Raw genomic sequence first — 14,977 nt, 5'->3', positions numbered from 1 at the left:
CGACCGACCCCGCAGAAACGACAGGACAGGTGCCACCATGGAACTCCCCTTCACCCTGCCCACGTACGACGACCGGCTGCGCCGCGTCCGCGCCCGGATGACCGCTCAGGGCCTCGACGGCCTCCTCGTCAGCATGCCGGACGTCGTCCACTGGCTGACCGGCGTCAGCTCCGTGGGCTACCTGTGGCCGCAGGCCCTGCTCATCGACGCGGGCGACGGCGAGCCGGAGTACATCACGCGCACCACCGAGGAGCCCGGCGTCCACATGCTGTCGTGGCTGCGCTCCCCGCGCGTCTACGACATCGCCACGCAGGACGCGATCGAGGTCATGGCGGACAGCGTGCGCAAGCACGGCCTCGACAAGGCGACGGTCGGCATCGAACTGGGCGCGTTCACGCTGCTGCCCGGCAACTGGGACCGGCTCCGCGCCCTGCTCCCCGACGTCCGGTGGGTCGACGCCACGAACCTCGTCCCGGAGGAGCGGCTGATCAAGTCGCCCGCGGAGATCGCCTACCAGACGCAGGCCGCCGAGATGGCCGACTACGCGATGGAGCAGGTGTTCGCCGCCGTCCGCCCCGGCGTCTCGGAGACGGAGCTCGCGGGCATCGCGAGCCGGGCACTCGGCGAGGCGGGCAGCGAGTACGCCGCGATCCCGCCGATGGTGGTGTCCGGGGAGCGCAGCGCGATGGTGCACGGGATGGCGTCGCGGCGGACGCTGTCGCGCGGCGACGTGGTGTGCATCGAGTTCGCCGGCGTCGTGCACCGCTACCACGCGGTGCTGATGCGCACGGCGGTCGTCGGGCAGCCGACGCCCCGGGTACAGGAGGTCGCCGACTGCGTCGAACGCGCCACCGAGGCCGCCATCGCCGCCTCCGGCCCGGGGGCGCCCGCACCGGCCCCGGACGACGCCTGCAACGCGATCCTCGGCGAGCTGGACCTCGTCCGCCGCCGCTGCCACCGCATCGGCTACAGCCTCGGCGTCGCCTACCCGCCCGGCTGGCTGGAGCCGATGACGCTGGTCGAGGGCGACGACCACATCCTGGCACCGGGCATGTCCTTCACCATCGAACCCAATCTGCACCTGCCCGACGAGGGCTTCGGGATCAAGATGGGCGACACCGTGCTGTGCACCGAGACCGGCGCGCGGAGCCTGTCGAAGCTGCCTCACACGCTGTACGTCGCCGACTGATCCGGCCGCCGGTCCCCTCTCCCAGCCCCACGAGTCCGGGCGGGGTGCCGGAGCGCCCGACGCCCGACACCCCGCCCGGCCGCGCCCCCTCACCGCCCCTCGCCACCCTTCACCATCCCCAGGTACCCATCGACCGCTCCCGATCGGAGACATCCCCATGAGCGCCCCGTACGCCGACGCCCTCGCCGGGGCCAAGCCCCTGAGCCACTGGCTCGACAGCCCGGACGCCCCCGCGCCCAGCCCCCGGCTCACCGGGGACACCACCTGCGATCTCGCGGTGGTGGGCGGCGGCTTCAGCGGGCTGTGGACCGCGCTGCTCGCCAAGGAGCGCGATCCCTCGCTGGACGTCGTCCTGGTCGAGGCCCGGTCGGCCGGCTGGGCCGCGTCCGGCCGCAACGGCGGCTTCGTCTCCTCCAGCCTCACCCACGGCCTCGGCAACGGCGCCGAGCGCTGGCCGGACGAGCTGGCCGAGTTGGAGCGGATGGGCCTGGAGAACCTGGACGAGATCGAGGACACGCTGCGCCGCCACGGCATCGACTGCGGGTTCCGCCGCGACGGCAAGCTGTGGGCGGCGACCGAGCCGCACCAGGTGGACGAGATCCGCGCCATGTGCGACCTGGCCGCCGCGAACGGCCGGAAGATCGACTTCCTGACGGGCGACGAGATCCGCGCCCAGGTCCTCTCGCCGACCTTCCTCGCGGGCGCCTACGACAGCGAGGGGTACGCCCTCACCGACCCGGCCCGACTGGTCTGGGGGCTGCGCGAGGCCTGCCTGCGCCTCGGCGTGCGCATCCACGAGAACACGCCCGTGGTGGGGATGCGCGAAGCCTCGAACAGCGTGCTGCTCGCCACCCCGCACGGCCGGCTCGGCGCCCGCCGGGTGGCGCTCGCCACGAACGTGTTCCCGTCCCTGCTGCGGCGGCTGCGCCTGTACACGGTGCCCGTCTACGACTACGTCCTCACCACCGAGCCGCTGACCGCCGACCAACTCGCCTCCCTCGGCTGGAAGGGGCGGCAGGGCATGTCGGACATGGGCAACCAGTTCCACTACTACCGCCTCACCGACGACAACCGGATCCTCTGGGGCGGCTACGACGCGATCTACTACTACGGCAGCGGGCTGCGCGACGACCTCGACCAGCGTCCGGAGACGTTCGCCACCCTCGCGGAGCACTTCTTCACGACGTTCCCGCAGCTGGCGGGCGTGCGGTTCAGCCACGCCTGGGGCGGCGCGATCGACACCTGCACCCGCTTCACGGCGTTCTACGGAAAGGCGATGAGCGGGCGGGTGGCGTACGCGCTCGGCTACACCGGCCTCGGGGTGGCGGCCAGCCGGTTCGGGGCCCAGGTGATGCTCGACCTGCTGTCCGGACGGGAGAGCGCGCGCACCCGGCTGGAGATGGTGCGCAGCAAGCCCCTGCCGTTCCCGCCGGAGCCCGTGCGCTACGTCGGCGTCGAACTGACCCGCCGCGCCCTGGACCGGGCCGACCACAACGGCGGTCACCGCAACCTGTGGCTGCGCACGCTGGACCGGTGCGGGCTGGGCTTCGACTCCTAGAGCGGACGATCTCACACCGACCGCCCCGGGCGCGGTTCTCGGCGCCCGCGGCCTCAGCCCACCACGTCGCACCGCGGGTCCAGTGGCAGGTCGGGGCGGCAGTCGACCCGCGGTTTGCCGCACAGGTCCCTCCGCCGGCTACGGCGCGAAGGGGCCCGGGGCGGCGAAGGCGTGGGTGGCGAAGCGCCGGGCGATGTGCTGGTGGGTGGCGGCGTCCGGGTGGAGCTGGTCGGGCAGCGGGAGGGCGGTGGCGTCGGCCTCGCCGTAGAGGTTGCGGCCGTCGAGGTAGTGGAGGTTCGGGTCGTCGGCGGCGCGCTGGTCGACGATGCGGGCCAGCTCGTCGCGGATGACGCCCAGCGTCAGCTTGCCGCTCGCGCGGTCCGCGGGGTCGCCCGTCGCGCGGACCAGGACGCGCCCGGCGCCGAGGGCGGCGAGGTCGAGCGTGCTGGGGCCGGGGGTGTCCTCGACGATGGGGCACAGGATGGGCGAGACGACCAGCAGCGGGGTGCCGGGGTGGCCTTCGCGGATGGTGTCGAGGAAGCCGTGGACGGCGGGGGTGAAGGCGCGCAGGCGCATCAGGTCGTGGTTGACCAGGTTGATGCCGATCTTGATGCTGATCAGGTCGGCCGGGGTGTCCCGCAGGGTGCGGGCGGTGAAGGGGTCGAGCAGGGCGCTGCCACCGAGCCCCAGGTTGATCAGCTCCACGTCGCCGAGTGCGGCGGCGACGGCGGGCCAGGTGGTGGTGGGGCTCGCGGCGTCCGAGCCGTGGCTGATGGAACTCCCGTGGTGCAACCAGACCTTGCGGCCCCGGTCCGGCGCGGGCTCGACGGGGGCGTCGGTCCGCAGCGCGACGAGTTCGGTGGTCTCGTTGTACGGCAGCCAGATCTCGACGTCCTTGAGCCGGTCGGGCAGGCCGTCGAAGCGGAGGGTGCCGGCGGGGCCGGGGCGGCGCTCGGCGGTCCTGGTGGCGATGTCGACGGTCAGCGTGTCGCCGCCGGCCACGCTCCCCTGACCGGTCAGACGGCCGTCGACGAGCAGGTCGTAGACGCCGTCCGGGCGCGCCGGAACGCCCGCGTAGACGGTCTTGGTAGGGACGGTGTCCAGTTCGAGGGCGGTGGCCCGGGTGCGGAAGACCAGCCGCACACCGGCGGGCTGGGACTCCGCCCTGGCCAGTTGCGGGTCGCTGAACTGGGCGCGGGCCCAGCCGGGCAGCCGGTGCGGCAGCAGGCCGCGCTCGGTCCGCTCCACGTCGAGGGCCCCGCGCAGGAGGTCGGCGGTGATGGGCGTGGTGATCCAGGTGCGCGGATCGTGCATGGTGTCGGCCTGCCCGTCGGGGTCGGGCTAGACATCTAGACGTCTAGCTCTTTCGCTGATGCTATCCCTCGCCGAACGGCTTCCGGATGAACGGCGGGAGAACTTCACGGAGCCCGAACCGGAGAATCGGTCGCCGGCGCCGGATCCGTAGGATTCGCCACGTGCCGACACCACGAAACACCGGTCCGCTGTACCTCCGGTTCGCCCACGACCTCCAGGAACGCATCGACACCGGCCAGTACCCGCCGGGCTCGCGGCTGCCGAGCGAACCGGAGCTGTCCGCGCACTTCGGCGCCAACCGGTTGACCGTCCGTCAGGCGATCTCCGAGCTCGAACGGGCGGGCGCGGTCGAGATCCGGCGCGGGGTCGGCACTTTCGTGCGCCGGCCGGTGGTGCGGGCCACGATCGACGTCGATCCGAACAGCGCCCGCCTCGACGTCGACGGGAGAAGCACGCCCCTGCCGGTGCACGGCCTGAAGGGCGCGGAGGAGCGGACCGTGGAGGTGGCGGTCGGCCCTGACGCGGCGTCCGACCGGCAGGCCGCCGAGCACCTGCGGCTGCCCACGAGCGCGCTGACCCGCGTCGACACCCTGATCACGGCCTCCGGCCGGCCCTGGGCCGTGAGCGGCTACTGGGTGGCCACCCGACTGCTGCCCGCGGGCTTCACGGAATCGAGGGAGTCCCGCAACACGACGGTGGCCGTGGCCGAGGCGATAGGCATCGACCTCGCGTACGACTGGCGCTCGTTCAGCGCGATCGCCGCCGACATCGCCGACGCACGGCGGCTCGGCATCGGGGCCGGCACCCCACTGCTCGTGCGCGAGGGGGTCAACTGCGCACCGGACGGGCGGCCCGTGCTCTACGTGCGCCGACGGATCCACGGCGAGAACGCCAGCTACGTGCTGCGCTACCGCACGTGGCGCCGGACGGACCAGGAGCCGGGCGGCACGGACACCGGGGACTGAGCCGCCCGCTCGATCGGCGCCGCGGAACTCCACCGGCCGGCACCCCGGGCGAGACCGCGGCCAGGCACCGCCTGAACGGGTCGACGACGTTCAAGCGGCACCCGGCCGCGCGTGGCGCGCGTCACGGTGGCACCGTACCCGCCGGGCCGGTCCGGGTGGCCCGGCGGGTGCCTCAGCCGATTCCGGCGTCCCGCAGCGCGGCTTCGACGGCCGCGGCGGTGCGCTGCTGGCCGACCGCGTTCGGGTGGAACGGCGCGAAGGAGCCGGCGGGGACGAGCGGCTCGACCCAGCGGGTGGCCGCGCTCTGACACGCGTCGTGCCCGATGCTCGGGGTGTAGGTGTCGACGTAGGTGGCGCCGTTGCCCTCGGCCACCCTCCGCAGCATGGAGTTGAGGGCCCGTTCGACGTTGTCGAGGTAGGCCGTGTCCTTGGTGGTGAGGGTCAGCCGCGGCCGGCAGTTGCCGCTCCGCGGCAGGATGTCCGGGTAGCCGACGACGAAGACCTTCGCCTGCGGCGCGAGCCGGTGGATCCGCTGGACGGCCCCGGCGATGTTCACCTCGTCCGCGGCGATGGCGTCGGTGAAGGTCGACTTGTAGTAGTCGGCGCACGGCGAGCCGATGTCGAAGACGTGGAGCGCGTCAATGGCCTCGCAGCCCCGGACGGCGGTGCTGAAGGTGTTGTTGTCGTTGCCCCCTATGCCCAAGGTGACCACCGCCGTCGACGGGGTCAGGGCGTCGAACTGCGGCGGCGAGTCCGCCGACTGGGCGGCCGCCAGGTCACCGACCTCCGCGCCGGAACAGCTGACGTCGGCGAGCTGGAGCCCGAGGCTCCGGGCCACGACGTGCGGGTAGTTGTCGGTGTCCTGATTGCAGGCCGACGGCGTGCCGGGGACGCGTTCGGTCAGGGTGCCGACGGCGGTGTAGGAGTCACCCAGGGCGACATAGGCGCCTTCGGCCGCGGACGCCTGAGCCGGGACGGCCATGGCCGTCGGCGCGGCGAGCGCGAGGCAGGCCGCGGCGAAGACGAGGAAGAGGGAGGCTTCCCGCCCCGCGGTCGGCGTCGGACAGGCGCGTCCCGGTGAACGCCGGGTGTCTTTTTGGACGCGCATGCGACGTAATCCGTCACGTTCCAGCCATCCGCGGGCGCCGGTCCCAGCTGCGCCCTTTCCCCCTTTCGTAGCGCTGCGGCTGCGGGATGAAACGGCCCTGACCAGCGATGATGCAGGATTCCTTCATTGACGGCCGTCAGGGTGCTCGTTACCGTCGGCACCATGAAGCACCAAGCCCCCGCGGGCACCGTCGACGAGCTGGACCAGCGCATCATCGCCGCGCTCCAGCTCAACGGTCGTGCCCCGTGGAGCGCGGTGGCACGCTGGGTGGACACCAGTGAGACGACCGCCCAGCGGCGTTACCGCTCCCTGTGCGAGCGGGGCCTGCTGCGGGTCGTCGGCACCATGGAGCTGGACCGGACGCGGGAGGGATCCTCCATGCTCGTCCGGGTCCAGGCCAAACCGGGCCAGGGCCTGGCCGTCGCGGACCGGCTCACCGCGAGTCCGGACGTCCGCTTCGTGGCCGTGGTCACCGGCGCCGCCGATCTGATCGTCGACTTCGTTGCCCGCGACAACGCGGAGATGATGCGGATGCTCTTCACCGACCTGCCCGCGGCCGAACTCATCACCAGCACCGAGGCCGTACCGGTCATCCGCGCCTTCACCTCGGCGTCGATGTGGGACACCGGGCTGCTGCCCGCCGAAGCGGCGGCCGACCTGCGGCCCTCCTCCCTGGCGTCGTCGTGCGACCGCGCCGACTGGGACGTGACGCCACAAGCGCTCACCTCCCTGGAGCACGAGCTCATCACGGCGTTCAAGGAGGACGGCCGCACCCCGGTCAGCGCGCTGGCCCGGCAACTCGGGCACACCGAGTCCAGTGTCGCGCGGGCCATGGAGCGGCTCATCGCCCGCGGCGTGCTGCAGTTCCGCACCCTGGTCGATCCGTCGCTGCTCGGGTTCGACGCGGAGTTCATGGTCTGGCTCTCGATCGAGCCCGACCGGCTCGACGCGGCGGGACGGCAGCTCGCGCGGCATCCGGGAACCAAGTTCCTGGGCGCGGCGACCGGGCGCTTCAACCTCGTCGGGCACCTGGTGCTGCCCCGCCGCACCGATCTCTTCCGCTACACCAGCGACGTCATCGGCAGGCTGCCCGGGCTGATCGCCTCGGACGTGACCCTGCACCTGGTCACCATGAAGTACTCCTGGCACCGGATGGTCCGCCCCGCCTGAGCGGGCTCCCGACCACCGCGCCGCGTCGGCTCCCTCCGTCGCACACCCCCTCCCCGCACCTTCCCCGACCCTCGTGGAGTCACCATGCCCACAGACGACTCCGGCCTGCCCGCAGAGAGCTGGCGCTGGACCGAACAGACCTGGCGCGGACACGTGGACGCCCTGCGCGCCGGACGGCGGCTGGTCCCCGACCGCTGGCCCGGCGACGCCCGGGTCGCGGTCGCGCTGTCCTTCGACTCGGACCACGAGACGATCCCGCTGCGCGACGGCGAGACCAGTCCCGGCCGGCTCGCGCAGGGCGAGTACGGGGCCCGCGTCGGCGCGGCCCGGATCCTGGACCTGCTCGCCCGCCACCGCGTCCCCGCCACGTTCTTCATGCCGGCCGTCTCCGCTCTGATCCACCCCGAGGAGGCGCGCGCGTACACGGCGGACGGACACGAACTGGCCGTCCACGGCTGGATCCACGAGCGGAACACGCTGCTGGGACGCGACGACGAGAAGGAGCTGACCGCCCGCGCCCTGGACACCCTGGAGACCCTGACCGGCCGGCGGCCGGTGGGAATCCGCACGCCGTCCTGGGACTTCTCGGACTCCACCCTCGACATCATGCTCGAACTCGGCTTCGCCTACGACTCCTCGCTGATGGCCGACGACGAGCCGTACGAGATCGTCGCCACCGGCCGCCCCACCGGCCTGGTCGAGATCCCCGTGGACTGGATCCGGGACGACGCCCCCTACTTCACGATGGACCGCTACGGCTCCGTCCGCCCGCACAGCCGTCCGCGCGACGTCCTGGAGATCTGGGCCGACGAGTTCGACGCCGCCTACCGCGACGGCGGGGTCTTCCAGCTCACCCTGCACCCGCACGTCATCGGCCACCGCTCACGCCTGGTGGCGCTGAGCGGACTCCTCGACCACATCGCCGCCCACCCCGGCGTCTGGTTCGCCACGCACGCCCAACTCGCCGACTCGGCCCGCGCCGTCCTGGCCGGCCCGACGACCTCCCGTTCCGTCCCCCACGCCCCGGAGCACACGCCATGACCACAGGATCCGCCGCCCCCGCCGGTCCGCTGTCCAAGGACGGCGGCTCCCCCGCCCCCGGCAGACTGAACCGCGCCCAGCGCAAAGCCATCGTCGCCGGAACCATCGGCAACACCGTCGAGTGGGTCGACTGGGCCCTGTACTCCATCTTCGCCAAGGTCATCGCCGACGAGTTCTTCCCGAAGGGCGACGGAGCGGTGGCCCTGCTGTCCACGCTCGCCGTGTTCGCCGTCGGCTTCGTGATGCGCCCGGTCGGCGCGGCCGTACTCGGCGCCTACGCCGACCGCCGCGGCCGCAAGAAGGGTATGACGCTCACCGTCGCCCTGATGGCAGGGGCCGGGTTCGTCATCGCGGTGACCCCGAGCTACGAATCCATCGGCGTCTTCTCGCCGCTCGTCCTGCTCGTCGCCCGGCTCGTGCAGGGCTTCTCCGCGGGCGGCGAGTTCGGTTCCTCCTCCGCCTTCCTCGTGGAGTCGGCCGCCCGGGGCAGGCGCGCGTTCGCCGGCTCCTGGCAGCAGGTGTCGGTCGCGGGCGGCGTCCTCATCGCCTCGCTCCTGGGCACCCTCACCACCTCGGTGCTCAGCGACGACGCCGTGCACTCCTGGGGCTGGCGCGCCGCGTTCGTCTTCGGCGGCCTGCTCGGCCTGGTCGGCCTGTGGCTGCGGGTCACCGTGGAGGACACCGAGTCCTTCACCGAGGCCCAGGGCGCGGGCCGGACCCGTACCAACCCCGTCAAGGCCATGCTCGTCGAGCACCCCGCGGCGACCCTGCGCGTCGTCGGCATGACGATCGCGGGCACCCTGACCTACTACATCTGGGTCAACTACCTTCCCACGTACGCGAACCTGACCACCGGCATCGCGCTGAAGACCGCCCTGCTGTCGCAGACGCTGTGCCTCGTGGTCTTCGTCGTCGCCCTGCCGTTCGTGGGGCTGCTCTCGGACCGGATCGGCCGCAAGCCGACCATGGCAGGCTTCGCCGCCGGTTTCGTCGTCCTGGCCTGGCCCCTGCTGCACCTGCTCGACGGCGGCTTCCTCAGTCTGTTCCTGGTCCAGCTCACCGGCATGCTGCTGATCCTCGGCTACTCCGCCAACTGCGCGGTCGTCATGGCCGAGCAGTTCCCGGCCGAGGTCCGCGCCACCGGCATCGCCCTGCCGTACGCCCTGGCGGTGGCGGTCTTCGGCGGCACGGCGCCCTACCTCACCACCTGGCTGCACGACAGCGGCCGCAGCGACCTGCTGTGGATCTACGTCTCCGCCGCGGCGCTGATCTCCCTCCTCGTCTACCTCACCATGCCGGAGACCAAGGACAAGGAGTTCCACTGATGGCGCACGTGATCGTCACCGGCGCCGCGGGCGGAATCGGCGGAGCAATCGCCGAGGAGTTCGCCGCGCAGGGGGCGCTGCTCACCCTCACCGACCGCGACCCCGAGGCCGTTGAGCGGGCCGCGGCACGGTTGGGCGGTGACACCGCGGCGCACGCCGCGGACCTGGCCGACCCGGACGCCCCGGCCGGCCTGGTCGAGCGGGCCTGGGCGGAGCGCGGCCCCGTCGACGTCCTGGTCAACGCGGCCGGTGTCTACCCGTCCATCGACATGGCGGACCTCGACGCCCGCACCTGGGACCGGCTGTTCGCCGTCAATCTGCGTGCCCCCGTGCTGACCACGGCCGCGTTCGCCCGGCTCGCCATGGCGGCCGGGCGGCCCGGCACGGTCGTCAACATCTCCTCCGGTTCCGCACTGCGGTCCCGGCCCGGCGGCGGCCCCTACGCGAGTTCCAAGGCCGCCCTGGAGATGGCCACCCGCGCCGCCGCCCTGGAACTGGGCGAGCACGGCATCCGGGTGAACGCCGTCAGCCCCGGCTTCGTCCTGGTCGCCGGCGACTGCAACCCCGTCTCCGCCGAGTACGCCGCGGCCATCGGCGCCAACCCGCTGGGCCGCCCCGGCAGCCCGCGCGACATCGCCCGCGCCGTCGTCTGGATCGCGGGCCGCGACGCCTCGTGGATCACCGGCGAGGTGCTGCGGGTGGACGGCGGATCCAGTGCGGGCGCACTGCACCTGCCCCGCATCTGGCAGCCCGGCGACACCCGCGCCACCCCGCCGCCCGCGACACCGGCCACCCTCACGGAAGGACCCACCTCATGACCGGCACCTCCCCGCAACGGGCCGCCTACGCCGTCGTCGGCGGCGGAGCGATCGGCGGCACGCTCGCCTTCGCCCTCGCGCGGGCCGGCCACCCCGTCACCGTCGTCGACACCGACCCGGCACACGTGGCGGCGATCCGCGCCGACGGGCTCGTCGTCGCCCGTGGCGCCACCCGCACCAGCGTGCCGGTCGCCGCCACCACGCCGGAGGAGTTCGACGGCACCCTGGGACGGGTCCTGCTGGCGGTGAAGGCCCAGGCCACGGCGGCCGCGGCGGCCTGGATCGCGCCCCGCCTGGCCCCGGACGGCTGTGTGGTCTCCCTCCAGAACGGCTTCAACGAGAAGCTCATCGCCCGCCACGTGGGCGCCGAGCGCACCGTCGCCGCGTTCGTCAACATCTTCGCCGACGTCATCGAACCGGGCGTCATCCTGGACGGCGGAGCCGGCGCCCTCGTCATCGGTGAGCCCGACGGCGGCCCGGTCGGTGCCCGCGTCCGCTCCATCGTGTCCGACCTGCGGAGCTGGGGTCCGGCGGTGGCCAGCGACAACGTCGAGGGCTATCTGTGGGCCAAGGCCGGCTTCGGCGCGATGCTCGCCGCCACCGCCCTCGCCGACGCCCCCATGGCCGGCCTCATCGACCGGCACCGGGCCGCCATGACCGGACTGGCCAGGGAGATCTTCGCCGTGTCCGACCGCCTCGGCGTCACCCTGGAGGCGTTCGACGCCTTCGACCCCCACCCCCTGCGGCCGGGGACGGACCCGGCGGAACGCGACGCCGCCTTCGACCGCCTCACGGCGTGGCTGCGTACGCAGCCGAAGGACCGCAGCGGCATCTGGCGCGACCTCGCCGTACGCCATCGGCCCGTCGAGGTCACCACCCACTACACCGACGTCTTCGAGCACGCCGCCCGCGAGGGGCTGCCCACCGCCCTACTGCGCACCGTCATCGACGGTCTGCTCGAACTGGAGGGCTCACCGCACCGGATGTCGGAGTCGCGCCTGGAGGAGCTGGACCGCCTCGCCGAGCCCGCGGTACCCGGGCACCTGCCGGAGGCGGCGCAGGCCGAGGCGGTACGGGGCTGGCTCCACGAGCATCGCGAGGAGATGATCGCCGACCTCGCCGCGTACACCTCCCGGGGCAGCGCCAGCGACGACCCGGACGAACTCGACGCCTGTCTCGGCTGGCTGCGGGACTGGCTCGACCGGCGCCTGGGCACACCGCAGGCCGAGGAGATCCTTCCCCGCGCGAGCGCCGGGGACATCCTCGTCCGCCGCTACCCGGCCCGTGACGCGACCACCGAGGACACCCGGCCGGTCCTGCTCCTCGGCCACTACGACACCGTCTGGCCGACCGGCACCCTCGACACCTGGTCCTTCCGACGGGACGGCGACCACATCAGCGGGCCGGGCGTCTTCGACATGAAGGCCGGTCTGGTCCAGGCGGTGTGGGCGCTGCGCGCCCTCGACGCCCTGAACCTGCCCCGCCCGGCCTGCACCCTGATGCTGAACGGCGACGAGGAGACCGGCAGCCTCGGCTCCCACGAGGCCGTCGTCGCCGAATCCCGCGGCAGCCGGCTCGCCATGGTCTTCGAGGCAGCCGCCGACGGCGCGATCAAGACCGCCCGCAAGGGCGTGGGCCTGTTCACCGTCACGGTCACCGGCGAGGAGGCCCACGCCGGGCTCGATCCGACCGCCGGGGCGAGCGCGGTGGACGAACTGGCCCACCAGATCCTGCGCCTGGCCGAACTGCGCGACGCAGATGCCGGAACCTCCCTCAACGTGGGCGTGGTGGAGGGGGGCACCCGCAGCAACGTCACCGCAGGACGAGCCGTCGGCCACATCGACGTGCGCGTCGCCTCCGCGGCCGAGCAGCACCGCGTCACCGAGGCCCTCGCCAGACTGCGTCCGGTGGGACCGCGGACACGCGTGGAGGTCGGCGGGGACTGGAACCGCCCCGTCTTCGAGCGGACCGAACACGTCGCCGCGTACGCCGAACTGGCCCGCCGGTGCGCGGCACTGCTCGGGGAGGACCTGTGCGAGACGTCCGTCGGAGGGGCCAGCGACGGGAACTTCGTGGTGGCCGCGGGAACCCCCGTCCTGGACGGCATCGGCGCAGTGGGCTCGGGCGCCCACGCCCGCTCGGAGCACACCTCGGTGTCCGGCATGGTCGCACGCTCCGCGCTGGCCGCCACGGTGCTGGCCTCGCTGGCCGGATGACCCCCAGGCACCGTTCCGTCCGGCACGGATGAGCGAAGGGCCCCGACTCCGATACCGGAGTCGGGGCCCAGACGTCACAGCCACCGGCACAGCCGGCGGTAGTCGAATACCTGCCGACAGCCCAGCCCGGCGAACAACGCCCCCGCCGGCAACAGGTTGTACGGTGACCCGCGCCGGCACCAGCCGGACCCGCTGCTGCACCGCCTTCGTCTCGGCCAGCACCTCATCGACCATCTCGAACGGCACGATCCGGGTCAACTCGCCGATATGGCCTGGCGCGAACGCCCCGGCTGCTACGCCGACGGTCCGCGGTGTGGAAGCCTGCTACGGCAGCTCCACTGCTCTGCCCACCGGCCTTGGCACCCTGGCCCCGCGTCCAACTGAACGGCGTCGGGACTAGACCGCGGGGACCATCCCGAGCAGCTCGCTCAGGCGGCGGACCGTGGCGGGCGACTCGCGGTGCAGGCCGGCGACGTCGAGGCCCTCGTCTCCCAGGATCATCAGCAGCGCCTGCTCCCCGATCGCCAGCACCACGACGTAGCCGCTGTTGCAGCGGGTGACCACGTCGCGCAGGCCGCCCACGCCGACCTCGGCCGCGGTGCGCCGGCCGAGGCCGAGCATGGCGGCCGACAGGGCGGCGGCCGACTCGGGGTGGACGGCGGCCGTGTCGGCGGCCACCAACAGGCCGTCGGTGGTGGAGATGACACTCTCCGAGATGCCCATGACCCGGTCGCGGAGGGACTTCAACTCGTCGACCAGCACGGCGGTCGGTGTCTGGCTGCTCATGGTGCGCTCTTCTCGCTCTGCTCGGTCGTCTCGGTGCGCGCGGTGTGCTCGGCGCGGTGTGCGTTCGGTGGACCGTCGGAAGCGGCCGCCGCTCCCTCGGATCGGGCGGGCGGGCCGCCGGGGCCGCCCGGACCACCCGCGCCGCGTCCGCTGCGGACGCGGCGCGGCAGCGGCCCGGTGCCGGCCGGCGGCGGTTCGCTCGTCGGCATGCGCGGGGCCACGCTCGGTGCCAGGGGGGCCGGGTGCGCCGGCTCCCGGTGGAGCAGGTGCCGGGCGTCCATCCGTACGAGGTCGAGGAGCACCGCGAACACACCGCGTCCCAGGGCGAAGCCGAGGTCGCGCGCGGTGCGGCGGCCGGTGGCGGCGGCCAGGATCTCCCGGTAGCGGACCGGGATCCGCAGCGCACCGGACTCGGCCCGGGCGGCAGGACGGATCCGGATGCGGGCCAGTTCGCCGGGCGGTCCCCAGAGGCGGGCCAGCAGGGCCGTCCGCCGGGCGGTCTCCTCGAAGAGCCGCTCCGGCTCGATGCCCGGGCGCAGCGCGATCCTGGCGGGCGGCGCCGCCTCGACCGTCTCCCAACTGCCGGGCGGGCTCAGCACCAGGGCGAAGGCCCCGTCGAAGGCGGCGGCGGCGCAGACGGCTTCGAGCTCGGCGGCGCCGATCGACCCCTGAGCCACCAGGGCCGCGCCGAGGTCGCCGCCCCAGGTCGGAGGAGCGTCGGCCCGCCGGCCGGCGGACGCGGCCGTCTCGGCGGACGCCCACTCCTCCTCGCCGACGCGCCGGGACTTCAGCAGCAGGGTCTCGGCGGTCGGGGCCCCGGGGGTCTCGATCGCGGCGACCAGACCCTGCTCCAGGTGGATCGTGCCGCCCGGTGCGCTGGAGACGGTGACCGATCCGGTGAACTCCGTCCGGCGCAGCGCGAGCAGCAGCGCGGGCACGTTGCGCGCCGTGGGCGGAGCCGGCGTCGTGGGAGCTGCGGGCACGGCGGGCGGCGCCGTGTCGTGGGACGGGTCGGTCATGCCAGCAAGTCCTGTGCGTGGTCGGCGGTCTGGCGGACGGCCAGCGCCAGGTTGGTCCGTTCCCGGTCCAGCACGGTGGCCAGCAGCAGGGGGTCGCCCTTCCGGGACACCACCTGGACGACCTGGTGATGGCGGGTGCTGGTGACCACCAGGCTCTCCAACTCGCTCTCCGCCCCTGCCTCGTACAGCCGCTCGCCGATCAGGTTGGTCAGCTCGGCGAGTTCGGCCCCGGTCCCGAGCAGCCGGTGGTCCCCGGCGGACCGGTAGCTGAGACCTGTGACGGCGTCGACGAGCGCGGCACCGACCACTCCGGGGGAGCCGAGCACATCGGAGAGGGAAGCTTCGAGTGCGCCCACCAGTACCCCTTCACGTTCTGAACCCCGGCAGCGTACTTTATTCCATCATTTTCACGAGGTGACCACAACCGGTGGCTTCTTGCTACTTTGTTCCCGCACACGGGAGTTCTGC

The 14,977-nt window shown here is 73.2% G+C and carries 13 protein-coding genes and 1 pseudogene; 8 read left to right on the top strand and 6 right to left on the bottom strand.

Features of this window, described 5'->3' with window-relative positions; genetic code table 11:
• The first annotated feature begins 37 nt into the window (after positions 1 to 37).
• A complete protein-coding gene (locus ACFCLZ_RS28635; RefSeq protein ID WP_380280596.1) occupies positions 38 to 1,189 on the top strand; it encodes a M24 family metallopeptidase in 1,152 nt (383 codons plus the stop codon).
• Positions 1,190 to 1,346: 157 nt separating this feature from the next.
• Entirely contained in the window at positions 1,347 to 2,747 is a 1,401-nt protein-coding gene (locus ACFCLZ_RS28630) for an NAD(P)/FAD-dependent oxidoreductase (RefSeq protein ID WP_380280594.1), read from the top strand.
• A gap of 138 nt (positions 2,748 to 2,885) precedes the next feature.
• Here the strand turns inward: ACFCLZ_RS28630 and ACFCLZ_RS28625 are convergent, their stop codons facing one another.
• On the bottom strand, positions 2,886 to 4,061 hold the full coding sequence (locus tag ACFCLZ_RS28625; protein ID WP_380280592.1) for a GDSL-type esterase/lipase family protein: 1,176 nt from the start codon (positions 4,059 to 4,061) through the stop codon (positions 2,886 to 2,888).
• Positions 4,062 to 4,222: 161 nt separating this feature from the next.
• On the opposite strand from ACFCLZ_RS28625, the gene ACFCLZ_RS28620 reads away from it, so the two are divergent.
• Positions 4,223 to 5,026 (top strand): GntR family transcriptional regulator, encoded by an 804-nt coding sequence (locus ACFCLZ_RS28620; RefSeq protein ID WP_380280590.1) that lies wholly within the window; start codon positions 4,223 to 4,225, stop codon positions 5,024 to 5,026.
• Between the two features lie 172 nt (positions 5,027 to 5,198).
• Here the strand turns inward: ACFCLZ_RS28620 and ACFCLZ_RS28615 are convergent, their stop codons facing one another.
• The gene (locus tag ACFCLZ_RS28615; RefSeq protein WP_380280588.1) at positions 5,199 to 6,134 is read right to left on the bottom strand and encodes an SGNH/GDSL hydrolase family protein; all 936 of its coding nucleotides are present in this window, start codon (positions 6,132 to 6,134) and stop codon (positions 5,199 to 5,201) included.
• Positions 6,135 to 6,296: 162 nt separating this feature from the next.
• Between ACFCLZ_RS28615 and ACFCLZ_RS28610 the strand changes: the two genes are divergently transcribed.
• The 5 genes from ACFCLZ_RS28610 (at position 6,297) to ACFCLZ_RS28590 (ending at position 12,704) form a co-directional block, all read left to right on the top strand.
• Complete coding sequence (locus ACFCLZ_RS28610) at positions 6,297 to 7,304, top strand: Lrp/AsnC family transcriptional regulator (RefSeq protein ID WP_380280586.1); 1,008 nt, start codon at positions 6,297 to 6,299, stop codon at positions 7,302 to 7,304.
• An 84-nt stretch (positions 7,305 to 7,388) separates the two neighbouring features.
• A complete protein-coding gene (locus ACFCLZ_RS28605) occupies positions 7,389 to 8,345 on the top strand; it encodes a polysaccharide deacetylase (RefSeq protein WP_380280584.1) in 957 nt (318 codons plus the stop codon).
• On the top strand, positions 8,342 to 9,670 hold the full coding sequence (locus ACFCLZ_RS28600; RefSeq protein ID WP_380280582.1) for an MFS transporter: 1,329 nt from the start codon (positions 8,342 to 8,344) through the stop codon (positions 9,668 to 9,670). The genes ACFCLZ_RS28605 and ACFCLZ_RS28600 overlap by 4 nt, the downstream gene beginning before the upstream one ends.
• Positions 9,670 to 10,488 (top strand): SDR family NAD(P)-dependent oxidoreductase, encoded by an 819-nt coding sequence (locus ACFCLZ_RS28595; protein WP_380280580.1) that lies wholly within the window; start codon positions 9,670 to 9,672, stop codon positions 10,486 to 10,488. Before ACFCLZ_RS28600 ends, ACFCLZ_RS28595 begins: the two co-directional genes overlap by 1 nt.
• The gene (locus ACFCLZ_RS28590; RefSeq protein WP_380280578.1) at positions 10,485 to 12,704 is read left to right on the top strand and encodes a M20/M25/M40 family metallo-hydrolase; all 2,220 of its coding nucleotides are present in this window, start codon (positions 10,485 to 10,487) and stop codon (positions 12,702 to 12,704) included. The genes ACFCLZ_RS28595 and ACFCLZ_RS28590 overlap by 4 nt, the downstream gene beginning before the upstream one ends.
• A gap of 159 nt (positions 12,705 to 12,863) precedes the next feature.
• Here the strand turns inward: ACFCLZ_RS28590 and ACFCLZ_RS28585 are convergent.
• The 4 genes and pseudogenes from ACFCLZ_RS28585 to ACFCLZ_RS28570 all read right to left on the bottom strand — a co-directional run.
• Positions 12,864 to 12,971, bottom strand: a pseudogene (locus ACFCLZ_RS28585) (transposase domain-containing protein); the annotation flags it as partial.
• Positions 12,972 to 13,100: 129 nt separating this feature from the next.
• Positions 13,101 to 13,490, bottom strand: coding sequence for a roadblock/LC7 domain-containing protein (locus tag ACFCLZ_RS28580; RefSeq protein WP_063350516.1), 390 nt, complete (start codon positions 13,488 to 13,490; stop codon positions 13,101 to 13,103).
• A complete protein-coding gene (locus tag ACFCLZ_RS28575) occupies positions 13,487 to 14,509 on the bottom strand; it encodes a hypothetical protein (RefSeq protein WP_380280576.1) in 1,023 nt (340 codons plus the stop codon). The genes ACFCLZ_RS28580 and ACFCLZ_RS28575 overlap by 4 nt, the downstream gene beginning before the upstream one ends.
• Positions 14,506 to 14,865, bottom strand: a complete 360-nt coding sequence (locus ACFCLZ_RS28570) for a hypothetical protein (protein WP_380280574.1) — start codon at positions 14,863 to 14,865, stop codon at positions 14,506 to 14,508. Before ACFCLZ_RS28570 ends, ACFCLZ_RS28575 begins: the two co-directional genes overlap by 4 nt.
• Positions 14,866 to 14,977 lie beyond the last annotated feature (112 nt).

This window comes from Kitasatospora purpeofusca, from assembly GCF_042691725.1.
Classification (GTDB): domain Bacteria; phylum Actinomycetota; class Actinomycetes; order Streptomycetales; family Streptomycetaceae; genus Kitasatospora; species Kitasatospora purpeofusca_B.
This window is presented reverse-complemented; position numbering and strand designations above follow the sequence as displayed.

Bases quoted from the DNA above. Each gene is read 5' to 3' on its own strand.
- ACFCLZ_RS28615 (WP_380280588.1), bottom strand. From the start codon at position 6,134: ATGCGCGTCCAAAAAGACACCCGGCGTTCACCGGGACGCGCCTGTCCG.
- ACFCLZ_RS28575 (WP_380280576.1), bottom strand. From the start codon at position 14,509: ATGACCGACCCGTCCCACGACACGGCGCCGCCCGCCGTGCCCGCAGCT.
- ACFCLZ_RS28610 (WP_380280586.1), top strand. From the start codon at position 6,297: ATGAAGCACCAAGCCCCCGCGGGCACCGTCGACGAGCTGGACCAGCGC.
- ACFCLZ_RS28595 (WP_380280580.1), top strand. From the start codon at position 9,670: ATGGCGCACGTGATCGTCACCGGCGCCGCGGGCGGAATCGGCGGAGCA.
- ACFCLZ_RS28580 (WP_063350516.1), bottom strand. From the start codon at position 13,490: ATGAGCAGCCAGACACCGACCGCCGTGCTGGTCGACGAGTTGAAGTCC.
- ACFCLZ_RS28630 (WP_380280594.1), top strand. From the start codon at position 1,347: ATGAGCGCCCCGTACGCCGACGCCCTCGCCGGGGCCAAGCCCCTGAGC.
- ACFCLZ_RS28605 (WP_380280584.1), top strand. From the start codon at position 7,389: ATGCCCACAGACGACTCCGGCCTGCCCGCAGAGAGCTGGCGCTGGACC.
- ACFCLZ_RS28600 (WP_380280582.1), top strand. From the start codon at position 8,342: ATGACCACAGGATCCGCCGCCCCCGCCGGTCCGCTGTCCAAGGACGGC.
- ACFCLZ_RS28635 (WP_380280596.1), top strand. From the start codon at position 38: ATGGAACTCCCCTTCACCCTGCCCACGTACGACGACCGGCTGCGCCGC.
- ACFCLZ_RS28590 (WP_380280578.1), top strand. From the start codon at position 10,485: ATGACCGGCACCTCCCCGCAACGGGCCGCCTACGCCGTCGTCGGCGGC.
- ACFCLZ_RS28625 (WP_380280592.1), bottom strand. From the start codon at position 4,061: ATGCACGATCCGCGCACCTGGATCACCACGCCCATCACCGCCGACCTC.